This window comes from Alteromonas sp. DY56-G5 (assembly GCF_041414725.1).
Classification (GTDB): domain Bacteria; phylum Pseudomonadota; class Gammaproteobacteria; order Enterobacterales; family Alteromonadaceae; genus Alteromonas; species Alteromonas macleodii.
Window position 1 is genome coordinate 1 of record NZ_JANHZQ010000011.1, and the last position, 24,701, is coordinate 24,701.

At 45.5% G+C, this 24,701-nt stretch carries 23 protein-coding genes; 17 read left to right on the forward strand and 6 right to left on the reverse strand.

Features of this window, described 5'->3' with window-relative positions; translation table 11 throughout:
- Window positions 1-206 precede the first annotated feature (206 nt).
- The 3 genes from NO989_RS07495 to nspC all read left to right on the forward strand — a co-directional run bounded on the left by NO989_RS07495 (window position 207) and on the right by nspC (window position 3,432).
- The gene (locus NO989_RS07495; RefSeq protein ID WP_039226244.1) at window positions 207-617 is read left to right on the forward strand and encodes a hypothetical protein; all 411 of its coding nucleotides are present in this window, start codon (window positions 207-209) and stop codon (window positions 615-617) included.
- Window positions 618-916: 299 nt separating this feature from the next.
- A complete protein-coding gene (locus NO989_RS07500; RefSeq protein ID WP_156086842.1) occupies window positions 917-2,119 on the forward strand; it encodes a saccharopine dehydrogenase family protein in 1,203 nt (400 codons plus the stop codon).
- A 182-nt stretch (window positions 2,120-2,301) separates the two neighbouring features.
- The gene (nspC, locus tag NO989_RS07505) at window positions 2,302-3,432 is read left to right on the forward strand and encodes a carboxynorspermidine decarboxylase (RefSeq protein ID WP_156086843.1); all 1,131 of its coding nucleotides are present in this window, start codon (window positions 2,302-2,304) and stop codon (window positions 3,430-3,432) included.
- Window positions 3,433-3,523: 91 nt separating this feature from the next.
- Here the strand turns inward: nspC and NO989_RS07510 are convergent, their stop codons facing one another.
- The 3 genes from NO989_RS07510 to rsmI all read right to left on the reverse strand — a co-directional run bounded on the left by NO989_RS07510 (window position 3,524) and on the right by rsmI (window position 5,573).
- Window positions 3,524-4,291: a glycosyltransferase family 2 protein gene (locus NO989_RS07510; protein WP_061486449.1), complete on the reverse strand. Its 768-nt coding sequence runs from the start codon at window positions 4,289-4,291 to the stop codon at window positions 3,524-3,526.
- 83 nt (window positions 4,292-4,374) lie between these two features.
- On the reverse strand, window positions 4,375-4,638 hold the full coding sequence (locus tag NO989_RS07515; RefSeq protein WP_061486450.1) for a hypothetical protein: 264 nt from the start codon (window positions 4,636-4,638) through the stop codon (window positions 4,375-4,377).
- 98 nt (window positions 4,639-4,736) lie between these two features.
- Window positions 4,737-5,573, reverse strand: coding sequence for a 16S rRNA (cytidine(1402)-2'-O)-methyltransferase (rsmI, locus tag NO989_RS07520; RefSeq protein WP_014980129.1), 837 nt, complete (start codon window positions 5,571-5,573; stop codon window positions 4,737-4,739).
- Between the two features lie 141 nt (window positions 5,574-5,714).
- Here rsmI and NO989_RS07525 point away from each other — a divergent pair, with 141 nt between their 5' ends.
- From NO989_RS07525 to NO989_RS07570, 10 genes are all read left to right on the forward strand, one after another.
- The gene (locus tag NO989_RS07525) at window positions 5,715-7,715 is read left to right on the forward strand and encodes a penicillin-binding protein activator (RefSeq protein WP_156086844.1); all 2,001 of its coding nucleotides are present in this window, start codon (window positions 5,715-5,717) and stop codon (window positions 7,713-7,715) included.
- A 4-nt stretch (window positions 7,716-7,719) separates the two neighbouring features.
- Window positions 7,720-8,061, forward strand: a complete 342-nt coding sequence (locus NO989_RS07530; RefSeq protein WP_061486452.1) for a YraN family protein — start codon at window positions 7,720-7,722, stop codon at window positions 8,059-8,061.
- A 181-nt stretch (window positions 8,062-8,242) separates the two neighbouring features.
- The gene (locus tag NO989_RS07535; RefSeq protein WP_039226230.1) at window positions 8,243-9,331 is read left to right on the forward strand and encodes a glycosyltransferase family 4 protein; all 1,089 of its coding nucleotides are present in this window, start codon (window positions 8,243-8,245) and stop codon (window positions 9,329-9,331) included.
- Window positions 9,332-9,509: 178 nt separating this feature from the next.
- The gene (locus NO989_RS07540; protein ID WP_014950522.1) at window positions 9,510-10,106 is read left to right on the forward strand and encodes a phosphoheptose isomerase; all 597 of its coding nucleotides are present in this window, start codon (window positions 9,510-9,512) and stop codon (window positions 10,104-10,106) included.
- Between the two features lie 14 nt (window positions 10,107-10,120).
- Window positions 10,121-10,696 (forward strand): BON domain-containing protein, encoded by a 576-nt coding sequence (locus NO989_RS07545; RefSeq protein ID WP_014950523.1) that lies wholly within the window; start codon window positions 10,121-10,123, stop codon window positions 10,694-10,696.
- Window positions 10,697-10,715: 19 nt separating this feature from the next.
- Window positions 10,716-12,098, forward strand: coding sequence for an MFS transporter (locus tag NO989_RS07550; RefSeq protein ID WP_371342355.1), 1,383 nt, complete (start codon window positions 10,716-10,718; stop codon window positions 12,096-12,098).
- A 125-nt stretch (window positions 12,099-12,223) separates the two neighbouring features.
- Window positions 12,224-12,820 (forward strand): hypothetical protein, encoded by a 597-nt coding sequence (locus tag NO989_RS07555; RefSeq protein WP_014950525.1) that lies wholly within the window; start codon window positions 12,224-12,226, stop codon window positions 12,818-12,820.
- Window positions 12,821-12,848: 28 nt separating this feature from the next.
- The gene (locus NO989_RS07560; protein ID WP_014950526.1) at window positions 12,849-13,178 is read left to right on the forward strand and encodes a multidrug efflux SMR transporter; all 330 of its coding nucleotides are present in this window, start codon (window positions 12,849-12,851) and stop codon (window positions 13,176-13,178) included.
- A gap of 16 nt (window positions 13,179-13,194) precedes the next feature.
- Window positions 13,195-14,385 (forward strand): sensor histidine kinase, encoded by a 1,191-nt coding sequence (locus NO989_RS07565; protein ID WP_371342329.1) that lies wholly within the window; start codon window positions 13,195-13,197, stop codon window positions 14,383-14,385.
- Window positions 14,382-15,002: a DNA-binding response regulator gene (locus tag NO989_RS07570; RefSeq protein ID WP_014950528.1), complete on the forward strand. Its 621-nt coding sequence runs from the start codon at window positions 14,382-14,384 to the stop codon at window positions 15,000-15,002. Before NO989_RS07565 ends, NO989_RS07570 begins: the two co-directional genes overlap by 4 nt.
- 7 nt (window positions 15,003-15,009) lie before the next feature.
- Here the strand turns inward: NO989_RS07570 and NO989_RS07575 are convergent, their stop codons facing one another.
- The 3 genes from NO989_RS07575 to NO989_RS07585 all read right to left on the reverse strand — a co-directional run bounded on the left by NO989_RS07575 (window position 15,010) and on the right by NO989_RS07585 (window position 18,057).
- Complete coding sequence (locus NO989_RS07575; RefSeq protein WP_014950529.1) at window positions 15,010-15,342, reverse strand: hypothetical protein; 333 nt, start codon at window positions 15,340-15,342, stop codon at window positions 15,010-15,012.
- 51 nt (window positions 15,343-15,393) lie between these two features.
- Entirely contained in the window at window positions 15,394-15,666 is a 273-nt protein-coding gene (locus tag NO989_RS07580; RefSeq protein ID WP_371342330.1) for a hypothetical protein, read from the reverse strand.
- A gap of 126 nt (window positions 15,667-15,792) precedes the next feature.
- Window positions 15,793-18,057 (reverse strand): TonB-dependent receptor, encoded by a 2,265-nt coding sequence (locus NO989_RS07585; RefSeq protein ID WP_014950531.1) that lies wholly within the window; start codon window positions 18,055-18,057, stop codon window positions 15,793-15,795.
- Window positions 18,058-18,854: 797 nt separating this feature from the next.
- Here NO989_RS07585 and NO989_RS07590 point away from each other — a divergent pair.
- The 4 genes from NO989_RS07590 to acnD all read left to right on the forward strand — a co-directional run bounded on the left by NO989_RS07590 (window position 18,855) and on the right by acnD (window position 24,446).
- On the forward strand, window positions 18,855-19,517 hold the full coding sequence (locus NO989_RS07590; RefSeq protein WP_283645245.1) for a GntR family transcriptional regulator: 663 nt from the start codon (window positions 18,855-18,857) through the stop codon (window positions 19,515-19,517).
- A 65-nt stretch (window positions 19,518-19,582) separates the two neighbouring features.
- Entirely contained in the window at window positions 19,583-20,458 is an 876-nt protein-coding gene (gene prpB, locus NO989_RS07595) for a methylisocitrate lyase (protein WP_014950533.1), read from the forward strand.
- 259 nt (window positions 20,459-20,717) lie between these two features.
- The gene (gene prpC, locus NO989_RS07600; protein ID WP_371342331.1) at window positions 20,718-21,839 is read left to right on the forward strand and encodes a 2-methylcitrate synthase; all 1,122 of its coding nucleotides are present in this window, start codon (window positions 20,718-20,720) and stop codon (window positions 21,837-21,839) included.
- Between the two features lie 15 nt (window positions 21,840-21,854).
- Window positions 21,855-24,446: a Fe/S-dependent 2-methylisocitrate dehydratase AcnD gene (gene acnD / locus NO989_RS07605; protein WP_371342332.1), complete on the forward strand. Its 2,592-nt coding sequence runs from the start codon at window positions 21,855-21,857 to the stop codon at window positions 24,444-24,446.
- Window positions 24,447-24,701: the final 255 nt, after the last annotated feature.

Consider the following 24,701-nt stretch of genomic DNA (forward strand, 5'->3'; position numbering starts at 1 on the left):
ACGGACGCAAACCATTTTAGTCAAAACAGCATGTTTACTCTTGCAATAACGGGGGAGACCATATACAGGCCCTAGGTTAGTCTCTTAATCTTTTAGTATGAAATGGTAATGTTTAGCTATCGCAATGGTGAATATTAAACTAATGTGACGTAGTAAGCGTAGGTATTAGCAAGTGTCCAGCAACGCTAACTCACAGGAGATGCGCTATGATCGACCGTCCAGTTACATTGCCAACGCCATTAAACGTACTCGTGTCGAAGTCACTAAGCTTATGTGAGCTTATGTTACCCGTATGCGATGTGTTTTACCCCTTTGCGGCCATCTATGAAAACGGCCGAGTAGGTTGTATTTTCAACGACGAAACACAAGGTCAAAAGCGAGAGTCACAGCTTATCGAGCAGCTTCAGTGGCGAATTATCGATACCACCACCGACACAAACAGCTACAGCGTATTGGTTTATGCTGCGGCGGTTAATACCCAAGACAGTAAAACCCTCGACGCCATTGCCATAGCCACTGCTACACCAAATCATGAAGAGCGTTTGATTCTTTACCCCTATTACAAAGTTGATGATAAGGTAGTCATATCGCCACCAATTGATACGGTTACCCGCTGAAATTCGAGCGACTTTATATTTTAAACCGAGCAGAGTTGCAGACACGTTATTAATTTTAAAACGTGTGTGCTTTCGTATCAGCTCAAACTTCTATTGAACGACGTATCTCGGCGTGGACCATAAACGGTCAATAATGAGGCCTTTGAAAGGTAGGCCGCTAGTAGGTGTGCAATACCTTTTACATTCGTTGTTACGATTAAAATTTTTTGTACTGTCATGGGCTGTCTTTGCTTGCCAAATCCCATTGGTCTGCTAGCATTCAGCCCAAAATTCATTAGCAAAATTAGGGATTAGTTATTATGTCTCGCGTTTTAATTATTGGTGCTGGCGGTGTTGCGTCGGTAACTGTGAAAAAATGTGCACGTTTACCGCAACATTTCGACGAAATTTACTTAGCAAGCCGCACGGTATCTAAGTGTGAAGCGCTACAGCAAGAAGTAGGTGCAGATCGCGTTAAGGGTGTTTTCGCTGTTGATGCTGACGACGCAAAAGAAGTGGAAGCACTTATCAACGAAGTAAAGCCAGACCTAGTAATCAACCTTGCGTTGCCATATCAAGACCTTCCAATCATGGATGCATGTCTTGCAACTAATACTGATTACCTAGACACCGCCAATTACGAGCCTAAAGACGAAGCGAAATTTGAATACTCGTGGCAGTGGGCTTACCAAGACAAGTTTAAAGACGCGGGCATTATGGCCCTTCTTGGCAGTGGCTTTGATCCAGGTGTAACTAACGTTTACACAGCATATGCAGCTAAGCATTACTTCGACGAAATCCACTATCTTGATATCGTAGACTGTAATGGCGGCGATCACGGCCAGGCTTTCGCGACTAACTTCAACCCTGAAATCAACATTCGTGAGATTACCCAACGCGGTCGCTATTGGGAAAACGGCGAGTGGAAAGAAACCGATCCGTTAAGCGTACGTGAAGATCTTGACTATCAAAACATTGGTGTTCGCGCATCTTACCTGATGTTCCACGAAGAGCTAGAGTCTATTGTTAAGCACTTCCCTACCCTTAAGCGTGCACGCTTCTGGATGACCTTTGGTGATGCTTACCTTAACCACCTGCGTGTACTAGAAGGTATTGGTATGACTAGCATTGAGCCAGTTGAATTCCAAGGCCAGAAGATTGTACCACTAGAATTCTTGAAAGCAGTACTTCCTAACCCAGGCTCACTTGCCGAAGGTTATAGCGGAATGACGTGCATTGGCACTTACATCACAGGTATTAAAGATGGCAAAGAAAAAACTATCTTTATCTATAACAACTGTGACCACGCGAAATGTAACGAAGAAGTAGGCGCGCAAGCAGTATCTTACACCACAGGTGTTCCTGCAATGATTGGCGCAGCGCTTATGCTTAACGGCACATGGAAAGAAGCAGGTGTATGGAACATGGAACAATTCGATCCAGATCCATTCATGGATATGCTTAACGAGCACGGTCTGCCATGGCACGTACTCGAATGTGAAGGTAGCCCTTTCACTAAATAATTGAAATATCGGGGCGCTTAATTCAAGCGCCCTTTTTTATTAACGCCACTATTTAAATTTAAATCTAGATCAGATTACTGGAATGTAGGACACAGAGTAGTTTTGAGCTACGACCTGTAATGTAATACATTAGGCGTTTGATAAATGTTGAAAGCCGTTTTATTTTTTGGAGCTTTATCCCATTGACCGATTTAACTCAACGTACTGATATTCCCTCTCCTTGCTACGTGCTGGAAGAAGCAAAATTAATTAAAAACCTTGAGCTGATGAAACGGGTTCAAGACGAATCTGGCGCGCGTATTATCTTGGCGCTTAAAGGCTTTTCTATGTGGTCTTGCTTCGACATCATCAAACAGTACTTACACGGAGCAACGGCCAGTTCGGTTTGGGAAGCGAAACTTGCTGAAGAGATGGGTAAAGAAGTTCACGCATATTCTCCTGCGTACAAGGTTAATGACGCAAAGGAATTGGCGGGTCTTGTTAATCACCTGTCTTTTAATAGTTTGACCCAGTGGAACGCGCATAAAGACGTGCTAGCAGGCGTGTCGTTAGGCCTTCGCATAAACCCTGAGCATCAAGAAGCAGATACACCACTGTACGACCCAGCTGCACCAGGTTCGCGCTTAGGCATACGCGCTAGTGAGCTAGAAGGCGTAGACTTATCGGGTATTGAAGGTTTTCACTGCCACAACCTTTGTGAGTGTGATTCTTTTGCTACTGCACGCACGCTTGAAGCCATTGAAAAGCGTTTTGGCAAATGGCTTAGTCAATTAAAGTGGTTAAACCTAGGTGGCGGACACCTGATGACCCGTGAAGGGTATGACGTTGAGCACCTCATCAACACACTAAAAGACTTTAAAGCCCGTTACCCACACCTAGACGTAATTCTTGAGCCAGGGTCTGCGGTAGCATGGCAGACAGGGCCATTAATTTGCGAAGTGGTTGATATGGTAGAAAATGACGGTGATATCGCTATTCTAGACATTTCAGCGACTGCACATATGCCAGATGTGCTGGAAATGCCTTATCGACCTACAATTTTGGGCGCGGGTATGCCTAATGAAAAAGCATATAATGTGAAGCTAGGTGGCAATTCGTGCCTTGCAGGCGATGTCATTGATACCTACTCATTCGATGCGCCGCTTAAGACCGGCGATCGATTACAGTTTGAGGATATGATGCATTACACCATGGTAAAAACCACCTTCTTCAACGGTGTAGAACATCCTGCTATCGGCATTCTGCGTTCTAACGGCGATTTCGAACTAGTTCGCGAATTTAGCTACGAAGACTTTAAAGGTCGCTTGTCTTAAACTTGAGACGAAAAATCAGTTAGCTATTCTCTATAAAAAAAGCCCGTGACATTGACGTCACGGGCTTTTTGTTTAGGTTCGTAAATGTAAATTATGAGTTCGATTTTGTCTGTTCTAGCGCCCAAAGGCCTGCGTACTTATTAAACTGATATTGTGCGAACAAAACAGCGAACAGGAATCCTCTACTTCCATCCAAGATCCCTAAGCGGAAAATATAGATTTGGATAAAGGTTAGCATTGACCTTAACAATGCCAACGCAAGCCCATGGCTCTTTTTACCTGCCTTAAATTTTTTAGTCGCCATTAGGCATGTGTAATCGCGATTTTTATGTAGCAAGTGTTCAAAATCACGCACTGAGTAATGTTTTAGATAGCCACCTTTCAAACAAATTGCCTCACCTTGATGTACCACTTTTTCATGGACAATATCTTTGGTGAAATGTGACGCTTGTCTTTTAAAAAGCCTTGTAGGTGCCCTGCCAGTCCTTCCAAATCTGGTAACTTTTCCAAGGAAAATATTGCGCCAACGCAATTTGTAAGCGTTATGAGTGGGCTCGGACTTGAGTAGTTTTGAGATAGTGGACGCTAGCTGCTCGTCCACTTCTTCATCTGCGTCGAGAGATAACACCCAATCGCACGTTGCTTTATCCAGAGCTCGTTGCTTTTGAACACCAAAGCCCTGCCAATCTGTAACAAACACTTTGTCTGTAAATTGGTGAACAATTTCTACCGTTTTATCTGTGCTACCACTATCAAGAACAACAATCTCATCTGCTATTTTTTCGATAGACTTCAAACAACGGGCTATGCGGTCTTCTTCGTTTTTGGTAATAACAATAACAGAAAGGGGTTGGCGCATACTTCAATCCTAAAGAGAGCTTCTAAAACAGGCGAGTATACAATAAAAGCGTGCAGAATAATCGCTAAACACTGTTCTAGTGACTATACAACTCCACTTCCCGACGCCGCCTCAGATTTGTCTATCTCACCTTCAGCCAGTACTTCGTCATCTAACTCAATTTTAAATGACGTTCCCGCTTTTCCATGCAGGCTATAACGAAAGCCGTACATTTCGACTTCATTTAGAGAAACTTCCGCAAAGGTATTAGGGTGGATTAAGTCGTAAACACCTGAGTCGTTAGCTTGAGAAAATATATCAACTAACCATTTTCCTTCTGACATGGTGATTTTGAGTGTTTTTGTCATATGAGCCTCCATAAACCTCAGTCCTTTTTGAACTGGGCAGTTGACGTGAATTACACTCCTTTGTATTTATTCTAAGGCCCTTAAGATCAACAACGTGTTTACGCTTTTGCGTCTAGCCCAGCTTGATAAAGCGCATTCTTTTTCAAGTCATAGTGAGTGGCGACCACCGCCGCGGCCTTTTTAAGCGGCATGTGCTCACACAATACACTTAGCAACGACATTGCCTCACTGGGTATCGCCTGGTCACTTACCTTCGCAGGGCCAATCATGACGACGAATTCGCCTTTCTGGTGCGCAACATCCGCATTGAGATAATCAATTACATCTTGCGCGCTGCCACTCACGTAGGTTTCGAAGGTTTTGGATAGCTCTTTCGCTACCACAATCTGGCGATCGCCTAGAACGCGCTGTATATCAGTAACGGTGTCTAAAATTCGACGTGGCGCTTCATAGTAAACAGTGGTGAACGTTCTATCTATTAGCGCTGACAACACGCTTTCACGTGCCTGCACTTTAACCGGTAGGAATCCTTCAAATATAAACTTGTCTGTTGGCAGTCCCGAAGCACTTAATGCTGTAATTGCAGCACATGGGCCCGGCAGAGCGCTAACCGGAATACCTTGCTCACGGCACTTGCGTACCAAAACAAAGCCCGGGTCGCTGATTAACGGCGTTCCAGCATCACTTATTAATGCTACCGACTCGCCGCCCTTTAAACGCTCACAAAGCATTGCTGTGCGCTTATCTTCGTTATGCTCGTGCAGAGAAAGAGTTTTCGTTCCAATGCTAAAGTGCTGTAAGAGTCGAGCGCTGTGACGGGTGTCCTCGGCAGCGATCCAGCTTACTTCACTTAATACGCGTATTGCTCTGGCACTTATGTCGTCTAAATTACCGATAGGTGTTGGAACAATATATAAGGTGGCGGTGTCTGTCATAACAGTGGTTAAGTCTTACGTTATTTTTAAAGAATATGCGATAAGTGTATCACGCCATTAGTCCAGATTATGCTGGCAAGCGTAGATTTTCACACTGGTTAAGATAAACTTGGCCTATAACGATGTAAAAGGAATGAAACTGTGCGTCATATTGGACAAGCTGGAAAAATCTTTACGCTATCAGCCGTCGCTTCTGTATTGGTGCTAACGGGCTGTGGAAGTACACCTAAAACCCAGTCAAAGCCTGCGGTAGTACAACCTACCCCAATTGAAACAACACAGGTTGAAGATAACGTCACACCTGAGCACAAACTCCTTGAAGCAAAAAAAGTATGGGAGCGCACTCGCAACAAAGAACAGCGCGATACGCTGTTGCTGCAAGCGGCTGACCTGTACCTTCAAAATCAACAGCCCGTTTTGGCTCAGCAAGTGCTATATGAGGTAAAAGAAGACGGAATTTCAGGGATAAATCAATCTTATTACTCCCTTCTGGTAACCAAAGCCTATGCGGGAATGCCTGATGCCTCGGCAGAAGAATTACTGGCTATGTTGGATGGCGTAACCGGTACAGGCGAAACCGCATTCCAAAAAGCGGAGCTTCAAACCCAGCTCTTCACGCAGCAAGGCAACCTGGCTGCGGCAGCGAATAGCGTATTAAAAACCAATCTTACTGACGATGAAAAAGTGCAACAAGTTTGGCAGTGGATTACCTCCATTCCTGCATCGTCACTTGATTCAGTGGGCAGTGCTTATCCCGATCTGTCTCCTTTCATTACTCTTCGCGAACTAACCGAAGAAAACGCGTCGTCACCGGAAAAATTAGCCAAAAGCCTGCAGCAATTTAAGCAGGTTTATCGCGGTCATGTACTAGAAAACGCTTTGCCTGAAAATGTAATTGAAGCAACCCAGCTTACCGATGCTGGCGCCAACGATATTGCGGTTTTACTACCACTTTCTGGCAGGTTAGCTCGCACAGGACAAGTCGTTAAAAATGGCATCATGGCGGCTTATTACACCGATGTTGAAAAGCGCCAAGATGAACACCTTCTACCTCGTCTTCGTTTTATCGACACCAACGAAGTAGATACACAGCATTTACTCAGCGAAATTGGCGATACCAAGTTCATCATTGGCCCTCTTTTAAAAGACACTGTTGAACGTTTAATTCCCAGTTTGCCGCTTGGTGTGAACGTACTTGCATTAAACAGGCCTGACGAATTGCCAGACAATGCGTCTGCTAAAGGGTTGGCAACAGGATCGTCAAATCCGGCGATAGCCGATGATGCTCTTGCCTCTGGTACAGGTCTCGCAGGTGATGACACACAAAATGAACTCCACTCATTAGGCTTGCCTACCTCGCTGAATTATTACGGGCTAGCACCAGAAGATGAAGCAAAGCAGCTTGCTGAATTTATCTTTAATAAAGGATATCGTGCGCCTATCGTTATTGCCGCACAAAGCAGTCTGTACCAGCGAATGGACGACACCTTTAAAAAGCACTGGCGAATACTCAACAATCAGGAAAACAAGCAGCGAGCCAACATAACGTCGGTATCGTTTAACGACAGTAATTCACTTCGAGAGGGAATTACACAGGCGCTAGATGTGGCGCAAAGCAACGAGCGTATCAATCAAATTGAGTACATGACAAATGATGAAGTGTACAACATGCCTCGCAGTAGGCGTGATATTGATGCCATTGTTGCATTTGCCTCACCTCAAGACACAGAACTGCTTAACCCCATTATCGAAGCGAGCTTAAACCCATACGATGGCAAACAAGTCCCCGTGTATGCCACCTCTCGTTCAATGGATTACGACAGCGGGAAAAACCAATGGCGTGACCTGCAGAATGTGCACTTTATCGACATGCCTTGGTTAATGCCTTCACATAGTTGGCAACCTCTTCAGCAGGAGGTTGAACAGGCTTGGCAAAATCAAAATACTATGCAAAAACGTTTATTTGCGTTCGGTTTTGATGCCTATCAGTTGTTGCCTCAGCTAGGCATGCTTAACACGCTGAAATATCTTTCACACGAAGGGTTAACGGGTACACTTTCCCTTAATCAACAAGGTGAAGTAATACGCAAACAGCCTCAGGCAATTATTCGTAACGAAAAAGTTCAAATGCTTTCGGAGTAAAATTATGTCAACACTGCAAGGGAGTGCAGCAGAAGACAAGGCCTGTAAATATCTGATGGAACAAGGCCTTATTCTTCGATGTCGAAATTACCACACTCGGCGTGGCGAGCTCGACATTGTAATGCAAGACGGCAGCACCATAGTGTGCGTTGAAGTTAAATACCGAAGACGAAATCAGTTTGGCAGTGCTCTAGATTTTGTGACTGCCAAAAAGCTCCAGCGAATTCAAGCTGCGTTTGATTTCTATTTGTTAGATAATGGCTTAAATCCAGCGTCTACTTCTCTGCGAATAGACGTTGTTGCCATAGACGGAGACAACCTTCAGTGGTTGAAGAACGTGGGCTAAAGACTGACAATATCCAGCTTTTAAACTGATGTTCCCCAAAGAGGACTAGAAGCGTGCGCCAACGATGAGCGCGGCCGATATTGATGAAAATGTCTTTATGTCAGAAGTATTCCGTTTGTTTTATCTTATGATTTGCAACCCTTCATCGGTTTGATGAAAGTTTCTTAGGTTCCCACAAATAATGAGTCATCCCAACAACAAGGTTTCGTCCAGCAGCGTTGATAACCAAGAAATAGAGCTAATAGTCGGCAACTCCAGCTCTAATTTTTCTGGCGTAACGTCTACGATGCTGCAAGTAACATCGCTACAGAAGCATATGATTAATTTGCGGATAATGGGCAAGCATTTTGTTCCAGACCCATCAATGACTATTACTTTTTGGGAGGTCGCAAAAATGTGTCGACGCCCGCTTAGTAATGGTAAGTGGCGAATTTTTCATGCACGTCGCGTTGACGAGATGATTCAGGGTGTGATCCTCAAATACGTGTTTCGCGCCAAGATAAAGCTTGTATTTAGCTCTGCCGCTCAGCGAAAGCGTTCGGCTTCTACGGTGTGGTTAAGCAATAAAATGGATGCGGTTATTGCAATGAGTAATCGCTCTGCAAAATATCTAAATAAGCCCCCCGCCAAGATAAATCTACACGGTGTGCAAATAGACAACTACACGCCAGCAGAAAACAAGCAAGAAGCATGGCAAGCATTAGGCTACGGCGGCAAGTACGGCATTGGTATTCTGGGCAGAGTTAGAGAGCAAAAAGGCGTTCATCTATTTGTTGAAGCGTGCATTAAAGTATTGCCCAAATACCCTGACGTGAACGCAGTAGTTGTAGGTGCCATATCCTCGAGTAACCAAGAATTTGTAAACGAGCTTAAAGAAAAAGTTTCTAGAGCCGGGTTAACTGACCGAATTGTTTTCACCGGTGAATTGCCGTTTGAGCAAATTCCTAGAATCTTCAGTGCACTGTCATTAGTAAGTGCACTTAGCTATAACGAAGGGTTTGGATTAACTGTACCTGAAGCCATGAGTGCTGGGGCTGCGGTATTAGCTACTCAGGCGGGCGCATGGGAAGACATCATCAGGCCAGGCGTTGATGGGTATATTGTTCCTACCAAAGACCAGCAAGCTGTCACAGAAAAGATGGATTTGCTGCTTTCGGATATGGACAAACTCGCAGAAATGGGCAAAGCCGGACGCGAACACGTTGTGAAAAATTTTAAGGTTGAAGATGAAGCTAGAAACCTGGTTGAGTTTTTTCGCACGCTTCAATAGTAAATGCGAGTTGATTATCGCGAGCGATAAACGTTAGGCTGTTTTTCTCTCGCGCTGAGGCCACCGTTTAAACCTCTGACTTTCAGATACTGGCCATTACAAAAATCAAGGCGCTGTAATGCAGCGCAAAAAATTTCACTAAATGGTCTGCCGTGTGGTGAAAACAAAGAGATGACACATGATTGAACAGATAAAAGCGAATTTTACCGAGAGCATACAAACCAAAATAGCGGCATCGGAAATATTGCCAGAGCATATTGAGAAAGCGGCGTACATGATCGTTGAAGCCTTAATTAGAGGTAATAAAGTACTGAGCTGTGGTAATGGCGGGTCTGCAGGTGATGCGCAACATTTTGCTTCCAACATGCTCAATCGCTACGAGCGCGACCGTCCCAGCTTACCGGCAATCGCATTAAGCACAGACACCTCAACCCTGACGTCTATTGCGAATGACTATAACTTCGAAGAAATATTTGCGAAGCAAGTACGGGCGCTCGGCCAACCCGGAGATATACTGTTGGCTATTTCAACCAGCGGTAACTCTCGTAACGTCATAGCAGCGATGGAAGCGGCATTATCTCGCGATATGACCATTGTCGCGCTTACTGGCAAAGACGGAGGTGAAATGGCGGGCTTCTTAAGTGAACATGATGTTGAAATTCGCGTACCGTCAAACCGCACTTCGCGTATTCAAGAAGTTCATTTACTGGTAATTCACAATTTATGTGAATGCATTGACGACAGCTTATTCCCTGCCGATCACGGCGACGAGTAGTAAAGAGGACACAAGTGAAAAATTTGGGACTACTGGGTTCTTTATTAGCCCTAATTCTTACATTACAAGGGTGTGTAGTGGCCGTTGGAGCTGCAGGCGCCATGGCTGCGAAAGTGGCTAATGACAGACGTACTGTGGGCACGCAGCTTGATGACCAAAATGCCGATGCTGCGGTGTCGTATCAATGGTCGAAAAGCGATGCGCTTAAAGAGCAGGCTAACCTTCAAGTGGATGTTTATAACGGTGTAGCGTTGCTAACCGGGCAAGCGCCAAACCAAGGCTTAGTTGACGAAGCTGTGCGCCGCGCTCAAGAAGTAAGCTATATCAAAAAAATTCACAACCAAATTAGAATTGGCGAGGCGATAGGTGCAGGCACACAAGCCAACGACCTGTGGTTAGCGTCAAAAGTGCGTACTAAAATTGTGGCAGACGAACGAGTGCCTGCTCTACAAGTTAAGGTAGTGGTTCAAGATTCAGAAGTATTCCTGATGGGTCGGTTAACCAATTTAGAAGCCACAGCCGCTGTAGATATTGCTCGTAATATTACGGGTGTCGCGCGCGTAGTTAGAGCCTTTGAAATTGTTCAATAGAGAGTTCGCCACTGCCCTTTTGGTTGCAGGGGCACTCTTTATGGAAATTTTAGACGCCACGGTTATCACCACGGCGTTACCTGTCATTGCTGCCGACTTCAATGTGCCGGCAGCCCACTTATCTATTGGTGTATCGGCATACTTGGTAGCCGTAACACTCTTTATTCCATTAAGTGGTTACGCAGCCGATAAATTTGGCGCACGCACTATATTTGTAGCAGCGATTGCCGTATTCACTTTTGCCTCGGTCCTTTGTGGCCTGAGTACTAGCTTATTCGAATTTACCTTGTCTCGCATTCTTCAAGGTTTTGGCGGGGCAATGATGGTTCCCGTGGGAAGATTAGTGGTTCTGCGGGACTTGCCAAAGGAAAAGCTGGTAAAAACCGTGGCCATTATAACCTGGCCTGCGTTAAGCGCACCGCTACTAGGCCCTGTGCTAGGCGGCTACATCGCCACTCATTTCAGCTGGCAGTGGATTTTTTATATGAATATTCCACTGGGCATTATCGCTATCATCGCGTCACTGTATCTCCTTAAAAACATCAAAGGCAATGTAGGTAAATTCGATATTAAAGGCTTTTTGCTCACCGGCATCGGCTTTGCGCTGTTTATGGCGGGGATCGAGTTTTTAGCAAGTACCAGCGACAAGCTTATTCGACCACTTGGCATCATCGCTATTGGCTTAGTACTCATGGTATTAGCAGTCAAACACGTAAAAACGGCCAAGAATCCACTATTTTCTTTCGATGCGATGCAACACAAAACCTTCCGGCTTACTGTGTTTGGCGGCTCTGTTATGCGTGTCGCACTTGGCAGTGCACCGTTTCTTGTGCCACTCATGCTCCAGCTTGGATTAGGTTACTCACCTGTAGAAGCCGGCTCACTGTTGCTGTGGCTGTTTGCTGGAAACTTAGCGATAAAGCCAGCGACAACGTGGATCATGAATACCTTCGGCTTCAAACGCGTGCTTGTAGTAAACGGCGTGCTCATCGCCCTCGGTTTTGTTGCGCTCGCGATGATAAATCACTCCACATCGTCATTTACTATTGCCGTTATTTTATTTGTTAACGGTATTACTCGCTCAATGCACTTAACGCTAATAAACACCATTGCTTTTGCCGACGTTCCACCCAATAAAATGCGAGACGCAAACACGCTAGGCGCCATTTTAATGCAAATGAACCGCGGTCTTGGCATTACCCTTTCTGCGCTTGCTATCGCTGCTGCAGCATTCATTCTTGGACAAAGCGCCAATATGCCAAACCTACAAACGTTTACGCTATCTATGATGTTTATGGCCGCAGTAGCACTTGTCAGCATTTACGATAGCTTAATGCTGTCGAAGGAAGATGGCGATTCAGTGTTAAACAAACGAAAAGCGAAAAAAGCACGGCAGACTTAGTTCATAGGCTTCATTAAGTGAACTGATGACAATTGTCATACGCGATTGGTGACGTTTGTGACTAACGCAATCTGAGGTACCTCGGCATACTTTACCTATAGACATTACAACATTAGGTAAAGCTCATGGAACAAGTATCTCACGCTTCGTCAATAACTCCCGCTCAGAATGCTTCCATCCCATTGGAACAGCAGCGGGAAGATTTTAAAAAGAACCGATTCATTGCTATGCCGCTGGCAGGCACTGTTGTTTGGGCTCTGCTTGGTATCAGCGCTCCTTTTGTATCTGAATTAACCATAACCTGGTTGCTGTATATCGGCACAGGTGCCATCTTCTACCTCGGTGCAGGTCTTTCCTATCTCACCGGTGAGCGATTTTTTGCCAAGAAGGCGGCCAAGAACAGTTTTGATCGTCTTTTCTTCGTTGGCATGATCATGAGCCTAATGGTATTCGCCATTGCGCTTCCCGTTGCAGCCATCGACCACACCACCGTTCCATTGAGTATTGGCATTCTCGCAGGCCTGATGTGGATGCCTTTATCATGGGCTATCGAACACTGGATAGGCTACTTTCACACGCTAACTAGAACCTTCGGCATTGTCGCCGCCTGGTACTTGTTTCCCGATGCACGGGTAGAGGCAATATCGGCTGTGATTGTCGCTGTCTACATTGTGTCACTAATCACCCTTGAACGTCGTTTTCAATCAATCAAATCTAACTAATTTCACTTTAACTAAGAAGGAATGCACTATGACTTATTTACTTTTGGCAGTTGCAGTTATCACCGAAGTTACCGCTACCATGCTGCTTAAAATGTCGAACGGATGGGAGAAGTGGGCTTTTGGGTACGGCGCTATCTTTTTCTACGCGATATCTGGAATGCTGTTTGCCATGGTCTTAAAGAATATGGGAATTGGGGTCGCCTACGCCATTTGGTCGGGCATGGGAATCGCACTTATCACCGCTGCTTCGGTGGTATTTTGGAAACAAACTTTCGACATTTATGCCGTGCTGGGTATTATGTTGATTATCTCTGGTACGCTGCTAATTACTAGCAAGTCTGCCGTTGTATTTCAGTAGGGACGAAGTACTCAAAATGCTCAGCAATAAAAGCATACAAGATAGTAACAGCGCGGTGCCTGCCGTCAAAAACGAGAGCACCGCGCCTGACATGCCCCTTTTGGCAAGTGGACGGAAAAAGCGCTGGTCTCACGGAAGCTTGTTTTTTTCACTGTTCTTTTTTGTTCCACTTATTATTTCCCGTCCTCTTCCCATCGAAACATGGGTACTTCAAACCCTGGGATACCTTAGCTTTGTCATTCTTTACGTTAAAGCCATAAACCAGCCTGCTAAAACACTGCCCACTTATTTGCTACTCATGTTTCTACTTTCGGTTGCATGCAGCTTTCAAAACCCTGGTGGCGCAACAATTATCGGCTTTATTGCTTTTATCGTAGGTTATTACAATTCGCTCAAGACAGGCATAATGAGCATAGGCGTGATGATGCTGGTACTCGTGTCACTGCACATTACCGTATTTAATAACGCACATTTTCTTTTAAGTGCTTCGTTGCTCAACAGCTTAGTGCTATTCGGGTTTGGTGTTATGGAGCGCAAAGAAACGCTCCATAGTCTGAAAGAGAGCCAGCAGGCCGAAGCACTACGAGTATTGTCTGCGATCGCTGAACGTGAGCGAATAGGCAGAGACTTACATGATGTTGCGGGTCACGCACTCAGCTCTATTTCGTTAAAGGCACAACTGGCCGATAAACTTATAAGCAAAGATAAGATTGAAGACGCGCATCGCGAGGTAAAAGCGCTGGCACAGCTTTCTCAAGCGCTACTGAGTGATATCCGTCAAGCAGTGTCAGATATCAAGCAGCTTTCTCTTAGCGATGAAATAGCAAAAGACAAATCACTGTTAGAAGAAAACGGCTTTAATGTTACAACCGATATTGAAGGCGGCGCTGAAGCACGTTTAAGCGCTAAACAAGAAAGCCAGCTTGCGCTTATTATCAAAGAGCTGACAACCAATACCTTACGCTATTCAAACGGTAACGCGGTATCCCTTGGTCTTGAAGTTAATGAGCAAACCGTGAAAATGACCTATAAAGATCATGGCGTAGTTGAGAACACCGCATCAATTAAAGAAGGAAACGGATTAATGGGAATTAGAGAACGCGCGGCGTCTATTCATGCGGATGTGGACATTTCTTTCCTTCCCCACCCTATTGTCAGGATTCAGCTTACTGCCGAGCAAGCTTTGTCACATAAGGCTTCCCTATGAACTCAAAAGCGCCAACTACTATTTTGATTGTTGAAGATCAGTCGCTGGTTCGCGATGCCATTGCCATGCTTCTGTCATTAGAAGACGACTTAACCATTGTTGAAAAGTGCAGTAATGGAAAGGAAGCCATTGATTATTTAAATGATAACCCTGCACCACACATTATTTTGAGCGATATTGAAATGCCGCTGGTTTCAGGGCTAGATCTAGCCGCCCACATTGCAAAGCAAAATCTCAATACCAAGGTGGTATTAATGACTACCTTTTCTAAACCAGGCTACATCAAGCGTGCATTAAGTTTAGGGGTTAAGGGGTTTATATTGAAAGAGTCTGACAGCGACTACCTGATAGATGCCATTCACAAAGTCTCTGCGGGAGAAAAGGTAATTTCGACTGAGCTCGCCATCATGGCTCTTGACGACAACAATCCACTGTCGCAAAAAGAAATGTCCGCACTAAAACTTGCTTCAGAAGGGCTTAAAACCCAAGGCATTGCTCAATCACTGTTTTTATCTGAAGGTACGGTAAGAAACTACCTCTCAGAGGCTATTTCAAAGCTCGATGCGACCAACCGCGTAGATGCTGCTCGCATAGCTAAACAAAAAGGTTGGCTATAATAAAGGCTTAAAACCACGTCGTAGCAATTGCTGTAGACGTCGGTATATTTAGCTTTTCAGACAAGCCGGTAAGCACGCGTTCGGGACCGTATACGATACCTTGCTGTTTAGCGGTCCATACGCAGGTTAAAATACTCGTACCTTTGCGTAATTCACACTGCCACTTAGCGGTCGTTTCAGCGAGCCTTTCATAGTCATCTTCTATTTCCCAACCTCCGTCTACATGGTCTACGATAAGTTGTTCAAATTGAGCGAACGGAATAGGTTGAATGATTACCCATTCGTTTTTCTTAAACTTTTTTTCTAACCGCGATTTTTTAAAACTGGTAAACAATCCCACGCTCCATCTCCGTATGATTGAAAGGCCCTACTTACTACAAAAGCACGTCTTCTATTTCGACACCGTTCCCATAATCTGCCCTGAAGGTGTTGGACAAGAACACGATGTTCCAACCATTTCACTATTTGACGTTGGGCACGCGCCATACTCACCGTATACGCTATAACGACATTGGTTACCAAATTCAGGTTTAGCAACTGCAACCTTGCCGTTTTTCTTCGCGTTTATATCTTCATCGTCGGGTAAATACACCGTGTAGGTACACCCTGACAAAAGCATATTAACAACAAGAAAACCAATACGGTAAAGTGCTTTCACTTTCATAAATAGTTGCTGGGCATTTTTAGAACAGTTTTAAAACTATGCTAATAATGAAGATAAAACAAGAAAAAATAAGCAAAAAAAAGCCAGTCTTTAGACTGGCTTTATAATTGTAACTCGTTGTAGCTATTAGAATTCAGTTGAGAATCTAACACCAAACTCGCTTGCGTCGTTGCTTAGAATTTGCAGGATGTAGTCACCTGTATTCAAGCGTGCATTGTCGTAACGCTCATCAAAAATATTGCGACCGTAAAGTGCAACAGTATACGCATCATTCGCTGGCGTATAAGCGATGTCGAAGTTAACAAGCTCACGGCTATCAAGTTTAGTCATACGCTCAGGTGCTGAAGTAGGCTCACCATACATTTCTGCACGATATGAGTAATCTGCACGTACGCGAATTGAATCACCACCATCAAGCTCAAAGGTATACTGCGGACCAATTGCAAGGGTTAGGTCTGGAGTAAGTGGCGCTACAGGATTGAATCCATCTTGCTCTTCAACATCAACATCCATATAACCAACGCTGGTCATCATGCTGAAGTTGCCATAGGTAAACGTAGCATCAGCTTCAACACCACGAGATGTTTGCTCTACCACAAGGTTTGCGGTGTCGAAACCACCTTCGCTCACGCGACTTACTTGGTAAGGAAGATCTTCAAACTCAGTGTTAAATACTGCGACGCTAATGTCGAAGTAATCATTCACACGACCTTTAATACCTACTTCATAGTTAGTAGCAGTAATATTGTCAGACGCCGTAAAACAGTTATTTGCGCGAACCGCCGCTTGAGCGCCTTCGATATCATCAAAGCCACCTGCACCAAAGAACTCACCAATTAAGCAGTAAGGACGTGCTGGAAATTGGCCCGACTGGTAGCCAGACTGAATTGTCGCATAGCCTGTCATGCCATTTTCAAATGTGTAGTTAGTGGCGAGTTCCCACGTCACTTCGTCCCAATCATTTGAATCATAGATAGTACCAAGTGCTGAAAATACGTTCGCTGATGCTTCTTTTTCATCTTTCGTGTAACGAAGGCCACCAGAAAGGCTAAGCTCATCAGTTAAGTCACGGCGAACGTTAACGTAAACCGCTTTTGAAGTGGTTTCTTGATCGAGTTCTAGCAGGTTAGCCCCACCGTCAAAACTAGAGTCGTCACCTTGACGGTTGCTACCTTCTTCGTTGAAGTAGTAAACACCAGCAACAAAGTCAGTGTATTCGTTGATATAGCCGTTAAGCTGAAGTTCGATTGATGTTTGATCGGCTTCGCCACGCTCAGGGAACTGATCTAACGAGTAAATTGTACCGTCATCATCAAGACCTGCTTTGTACTTAGATGTACGCTGGCTTGCAACAACCTTTGCAGTGTAGTCTTCGTTAATGTCCCACTCAGTAGTGAGTGAAAGACCACGCGCTTCGTTCGACACGCCAGTTACTGCTTCAGTACCTGTTGCATTGTCGTAGATATCAGCGCCTTCAGGTGTCACATCTGTGTTACGTAACGGTACGCCAACACCATTCTGACCACCGAAGTAGCGATCTGAACCCACTTCATCAATTAGCACAGTGTAAGGACGCAGACCGCCGTCACCATTGTTAGCATCTGCAGTTAATACCATGCGGAAGTCATTTGATGGCTCCCACTTAAGAGAAACGCGGCCAGAAACATCTTCAGTCTCACCAACATCGTACTCGGCGTTAGGCACGTTGATGAACTCACCAAGACCATCGCGCTTGTTAAATGACAGGTTCATGTTAAACGCTACGGTTTCTGAAAGACCGTGGTTAACAAAAAGATCAGCTTTAACGCGACCACGTGTACCAAATTCAGTGTTGATTTTGGTTACATCACCTTGGTCTGGCTCTTTTGTGATGATGTTAATTGCACCACCAATCGAGTTACGACCATATAGCGTACCTTGAGGGCCACGAAGTACCTCAATACGCTCAATATTATTTAGGCTCCAGTTTTGACCAACCTGACGGCCCAGATAAACACCGTCTACATAAACACTCACACCCGGATCGGTTGTGATTAGGTGATCTTGAAGACCAATACCACGAATAAATGGGTTTACAGACGATGTGTGGCCGGCAGAGAAACCAGTAACATTTAGGTTTGGAACGAATTTACCAACGTCAGTCAGGTCAGTAATACCTTGGTCAGCTAACTTGTCGCCATCGAAGGCGCTAATAGCAATTGGAACTTCATAGATAACTTGAGGGCGTTTTGTTGCGGTAACGGTAATGGCTTCAAATTGTTGCTCTTCAGTTGCTTCTGCTTCTTGGGCAACGGCAATATTTGAAATTGCTGGAACGGTCATCGCTACTGCTAGTGCGACAGGTGAAAGCTTACTGGCGAGTGCCTTAGACACGTCAGTATTGGTTTTCATGGTATAACCCCTTTGCGTGAGTGTTAGGTGTAATAATATTTTTAGGCCGCTTCAAGTTCTTCTTTGGAACTTTGAAAGACTAAACTCACTAATTTAAGAGGCGCACATAACCTTGTGCTTATACTGGATTACAGGCAATAAAAAAGTAAGTCGCAATAAAACATTACAAACTTACTTTCAATGAAACTCTGCTTTAAAAGTAGAACTTACTTTTCCAGCCCTCTAAAATTCAGTACGAAGAATTTAGGCTTGAAGACTGGAACGATATGTTACCGTTAGATTACGATCTTGCAAAGTAAAATATTACACTTTTACTAAAATAAGGCTTCAAAATCAGACTAATTGGTTAGGTTAAGCATCAAACAAAAAGTATATATAAATTCCATAAAAACAATTAGATATCATAAAGATAATTTACTCTATCTCTTCACAACACCTAAGCGAATAAAGTAAAGAAGACCTAGACCAAATGGACAAACTTTAAACAAATCACCATTGGCTTGAATCATTCTTTAGCTCAGAACCTCTGTATGTAACTTTCGTTACCAAATTCCCTCTTCCGTCCGGGCAGTAGCTATCAATATGGTTGCGCAAGGTTCGCCTAATAGACGTAAGCTGACACATGGCTCTGTTTGCGTATCGCATTAAACCATTGCACAACTGTCAACACAGGCCGCTAAACAAGACTATCAGACTAATATCTTACTCTCGTTGTCGACAATCCAAACCTTTTAAGGTTGAAAAAACGCCAAAATGGGCATATATTGTCGACATTAGTCATTTTAAGATTCTATACAGTGTTAGTAAAAAGCGAACAAGCCATCACCAATGCCGACCGCACTTTCTTTCAATTAAGAAAGGATATTGTTGAGGGTATCATTCCAGCAGGCAGTAAGCTGAGTGAAATGGAATTGTCGACAAAGTATGAAGTCAGTCGCGCCGTTATTCGTGAAGCCATCAATCGTCTCGCTACCTGTCACTTGGTGGAACGTAAAGCTAACGTGGGTGCCCGTGTGGTTGCACTGTCCCCCGAAGGCCTTATTCAGCTATACCAAGTGCGCGAAGCATTAGAGGGTATGGCCGCCCGCTTGGCTGCACGCTACATGAGCGATGAAGAAATTACCGACATGCAGGCGTTGCTTGATAGCCACTTCGATAAAGTAAAAGACGGTCAAAGCTATTATCAAGAAGCCGGCGATGTAGACTTTCACTACAGAATTGTAACCGGCAGTAAAAACGATCATCTCATCAGCGTACTTGTAGACGGGCTTTACCATCTTGTTCGTATGTATCGCGTACAGCTCGGTATGGCTGGCCCTCGCGTAAGTACCGCCTTTGATGAACACAGACACATTGTAAATGCCATTGCCAATCGCGACGAGGAACTGGCTGAAATGCTAATGCGTCGCCATATTCTTTATTCAAAAAATAATATTGAGAAGAAGCTTAATCATGGTTAACACCACTCAGTCTTCTTCATACCTAATTCACCTCTACCCTACTTTCAAATAAGCGAGTGATTATCATGAGTGCAGGAAAGAAATTCAGAACCGCATTAGAGAACAACAAACCGCTACAAATTGTCGGCACCATTAACGCCTATACTGCCATGATGGCAAAGGCTATTGGGCACCAAGCGATTTATCTTTCAGGTGGAGGCGTAGCGAATGCGTCTTACGGCCTACCGGACTTAGGCATGACGTCACTTAATGATGTGATTGCAGACGTTCAGCGCATTACCAGCGCGTGCGATCTTCCGCTAATGGTAGACATCGACACCGGTTGGGGCGGAGCATTTAACATTGCCAAAACTATTCGCGACATGGAAAAAGCAGGCGCGGCGGCAGTTCATATGGAAGACCAGGTTGCGCAAAAGCGCTGTGGTCACCGTCCTAACAAAGAAATTGTTAGCACAGAAGAAATGGTAGACCGCATAAAAGCTGCAGTTGACGCCAGAACTGACCCAGACTTTTTCATTATGGCGCGCACCGACGCGTTCGCACAAGAAGGTTTAGACAAAGCCATTGAACGTGCAAAAGCCTATGTTGCAGCAGGTGCTGACGGTATTTTTGCCGAAGCAGTGCAAACCGAAGAACATTACCGTGCATTTGCTGAAGCGCTAGACGTTCCGATCCTTGCCAATATCACTGAGTTCGGCAAAACCGAACTATGGAATAAAGAAGAACTTGGTGAATGGGGTGCCGACATGGTGCTTTACCCACTAAGTGCATTCCGTGCGATGAATAAAGCAGCAGAAATGGTTTACAAATCTATACTTGAAAACGGCGACCAAAAAGCCGTTGTCGACAGCATGCAGACACGCATGGAACTGTACGATTATCTTGGCTACCACGAGTACGAGCAAAAACTAGATGCTCTATTCGCAGAAGGTAAGAACTAACACGAATACGAAACAGCAGGAAGCGAGTGAGGTGCGAGGCACCATTGAAGTTGAAACGGTACACAGGGCGTTACCACGCCGTGAACCCATCCATGGGGGCTCCGTTTCGGCATCCATGCCTCAAAGGGGTAACGCCCCGTGCACCGCCCCCACTCTCTCGGTGCCTCGCACCCCACTCGCCTGATGAGTTCAATATAGTTTTTATTTCTAAATTTTTAAAAAAGTACCTTACAAATTTTACAAGACCGGAGACAACAAGATGGCTAAACAGTTAAGTGGCGCGGGTTTACGCGGCCAAGTTGCAGGCAAAACAGCATTATCAACCGTAGGTAAATCAGGTTCTGGTTTAACGTATCGTGGCTACGACGTAAAAGACTTAGCGCAAAACTGTCAATTTGAAGAAGTAGCGTACCTTATTCTAAAGGGCAAGCTACCTAACCAGTCTGAGCTAGACGCTTATAAAACAAAACTTCGCAGCATGCGCGGCCTTCCTACCGCGCTTAAAGAAGTGCTAGAGCGCATACCAAAAAATGCTCACCCAATGGACGTACTTCGCACGGGTTGTTCAATGCTAGGTAACCTTGAAATGGAAACCAGCTTCGACCAGCAACAAGATGTTACGGATCGTATGTTAGCTTGCTTCCCAAGTATCATTTGTTACTGGTACCGCTTCTCGCACGACGGCGTGCGCGTAGACGTTGAAACCGATGACGACTCAATTGGAGGTCACTTCCTTCATATGCTTCATGGCGAAAAGCCACGTGAACTTCATGAACAGGTTATGCATGTATCGTTAATTCTTTATGCAGAGCATGAATTTAACGCGTCTACCTTCACTGCACGTGTTTGCGCTTCAACCTTATCTGATATGCATTCTTGTGTAACGGGTGCTATCGGCTCACTTCGCGGCCCGCTTCACGGTGGTGCTAACGAAGCCGCCATGGAAATGATCGAGGGCTTTACCTCTGCTGATGACGCAGAAGAAAAAATGATGGGCATGCTTGAGCGCAAAGAGAAGATCATGGGCTTTGGCCATGCTATTTACTCAGACTCTGACCCGCGTAACGAAATTATCAAGCAATGGTCTGAAAAACTGGCTGCTGATGTGGGTGACGACGTACTTTACCCTGTGTCTGTTCGCTGTGAAGAAGTGATGTGGCGCGAGAAGAAGCTATTCTGTAATGCAGACTTTTTCCACGCCTCTGCCTATAACTTTATGGGAATCCCTACGCCGCTGTTTACCCCAATATTCGTTATGTCTCGCCTTACAGGCTGGGCTGCACATGTAATGGAACAGCGCGCTGACAACCGTATTATTCGCCCATCAGCAGAATACACGGGCGAAGAATTGCGCCCTGTTCCTGCAATCAGCGAACGCTAAGAGAATAGGTGGTTTATGAATATTGAATACCGTAAACCGCTTCCAAATGCGGGTATCGACTTCTTCGATACTCGTGAAGCGGTTGATGCCATAGAGCCAGGCGCCTACGCCAAGCTGCCGTACACGTCACGTGTGTTGGCTGAAAACTTGGTGCGCAAATGCGCCCCTGAAATGCTTACCGACTCACTTAAACAGCTGATTTATCGTAAGCGCGACTTGGACTTTCCGTGGTTTCCTGCTCGCGTAGTGTGTCATGACATTTTAGGTCAAACGGCACTGGTAGACTTAGCGGGGCTTCGCGATGCTATTGCCGCAAAGGGCGGCGATCCGGCGAAGGTTAACCCCGTAGTTCCAACACAGTTGATTGTGGATCACTCATTAGCTGTAGAGCATGCTGGTTTTGAGAAAGACGCGTTTGAAAAAAACCGTGCAATTGAAGACAGACGTAACGACGACCGTTTCCACTTTATCAACTGGACAAAAACGGCATTTAAGAACGTGGATGTTATCCCCCCGGGTAACGGCATTATGCACCAAATCAACTTGGAGCGTATGTCGCCGGTTATTCAAGCTCGCGACGGCGTAGCCTTCCCTGACACGCTAGTAGGTACAGACAGCCATACGCCGCATGTTGATGCACTTGGTGTAATTGCCGTAGGCGTTGGCGGCCTTGAAGCGGAAAGCGTAATGTTGGGCCGCGCGTCTTACATGCGTTTGCCTGACATTGTAGGTGTTGAACTTACCGGCAAACCACAGCCTGGCATTACCGCAACCGACATTGTATTAGCGTTAACTGAATTTTTGCGTAAAGAGCGCGTAGTCTCCGCGTATCTTGAATTCTATGGTGAAGGTGCATCGCACCTAACGCTGGGCGACCGCGCAACCATTTCGAACATGACACCGGAATATGGCGCCACTGCAGCCATGTTCTACATTGACCAGCAAACTATTGATTACTTGCGCCTAACAGGACGTGAGGAAAAGCAAATTGCGCTAGTTGAGCAATATGCTAAGCACACAGGTTTATGGGCTGATGATTTAGAAACTGCCGAGTATGAGCGAGTGCTTACGTTCGACCTTTCTGCTGTTGGCCGTAACATGGCTGGCCCTTCTAACCCACACGCACGTTTACCTACCAGCGATTTAGAAAGTCGCGGTATAGCAGCGAAATGGACCGAGGAGGAAGGCAAAATGCCTGATGGCGCGGTTATTATCGCGGCTATCACAAGTTGTACCAATACATCTAACCCACGCAATGTAATTGCTGCAGGTTTACTTGCTCGAAATGCCAACGCGCGCGGTTTAACCCGTAAGCCGTGGGTTAAGAGCTCACTAGCACCAGGCTCTAAGGCCGTTAAGCTGTATCTTGAAGAAGCTAACCTGATGAGCGAGCTGGAAGATTTAGGCTTTGGCGTGGTTGCCTTTGCGTGTACTACCTGTAACGGTATGAGCGGCGCGCTAGACCCTAAAATTCAGCAAGAGATCATCGACCGCGATCTTTACTCAACAGCAGTATTGTCGGGTAACCGTAACTTCGACGGCCGTATTCACCCTTACGCAAAGCAAGCATTCTTAGCATCGCCACCACTGGTTGTAGCTTACGCCATCGCCGGTACCGTGCGCTTTGATATTGAAAAAGACGTATTGGGCACCGACAAAGAAGGCAACCCAGTAACGCTTAAAGACATTTGGCCAAGCGACGAAGAAATTGACGCTATTGTAGCGAAATCGGTGAAGCCAGAGCACTTCAGAAAAGTGTACGAGCCAATGTTCGACCTTAGCGTTGACTACGGAAAAGACATTAACCCGCTTTATGACTGGCGTGAAATGAGCACCTACATTCGTCGCCCGCCCTATTGGGAAGGCGCAATGGATGCTGAGCGCATCATGAAAGGTATGCGTCCACTGGCTATTTTGGGAGATAACATCACCACCGATCACTTGTCGCCTTCAAACGCTATTTTAGCCAGCAGCGCGGCAGGTGAATACCTCCACAAAATGGGCTTACCGGAAGAAGACTTTAACTCGTATGCCACACACCGTGGTGACCACTTAACCGCACAGCGCGCTACCCTTGCGAACCCGAAAGTGTTCAACGAGATGGTGCTGGAAAACGGTGAAGTGAAGCAAGGTTCACTGGCGCGCGTTGAGCCAGAAGGACAAGTTATGCGCATGTGGGAAGCTATTGAAACCTACATGAACCGCAGACAGCCGCTGATTATTGTTGCTGGTGCTGACTACGGTCAGGGTTCATCACGCGACTGGGCAGCCAAAGGCGTGCGCCTTGCCGGTGTTGAAGTGATTGTAGCTGAAGGTTTCGAGCGTATTCACCGTACTAACCTTATTGGTATGGGCGTATTACCCCTTGAGTTTAAACCGGGCACAACGCGTAAAACACTAGAGCTAGATGGCACAGAAACTTACGACGTTAGCGGCGAACCGTCACCAGGTGCAACGCTAACACTGGTAGTGAACCGTCAAAACGGCGAGCAATTAGAAGTACCGGTAACCTGTCGCTTAGACACAGCAGAAGAAGTCTCTATTTACAGCGCAGGCGGAGTATTACAGCGCTTCGCCAAGGACTTCTTAGAAGCTGAAGCTAGCTGATTGTGATAGGAAGACCTTTCAGTGGGAGGAGGTGGATTAGTATCAGCTAGTTTGGTTGGAAGCTGTTTGTGATTTGAAACCCTCCAGCCGCAAGGATGCGGCTGGGGAGCGCACATGGATGTGTTCACAGCGTGTTTCAAATCACGAACAACCTTACTTCTCTCCAGATAAAATGGTTTTTAGTTTAAGAGTGCGTTGAGGCACGGTTGAAACCTTCGGGGCGCATGGACGCGCCCCGAGAGCCTACAAGGATGT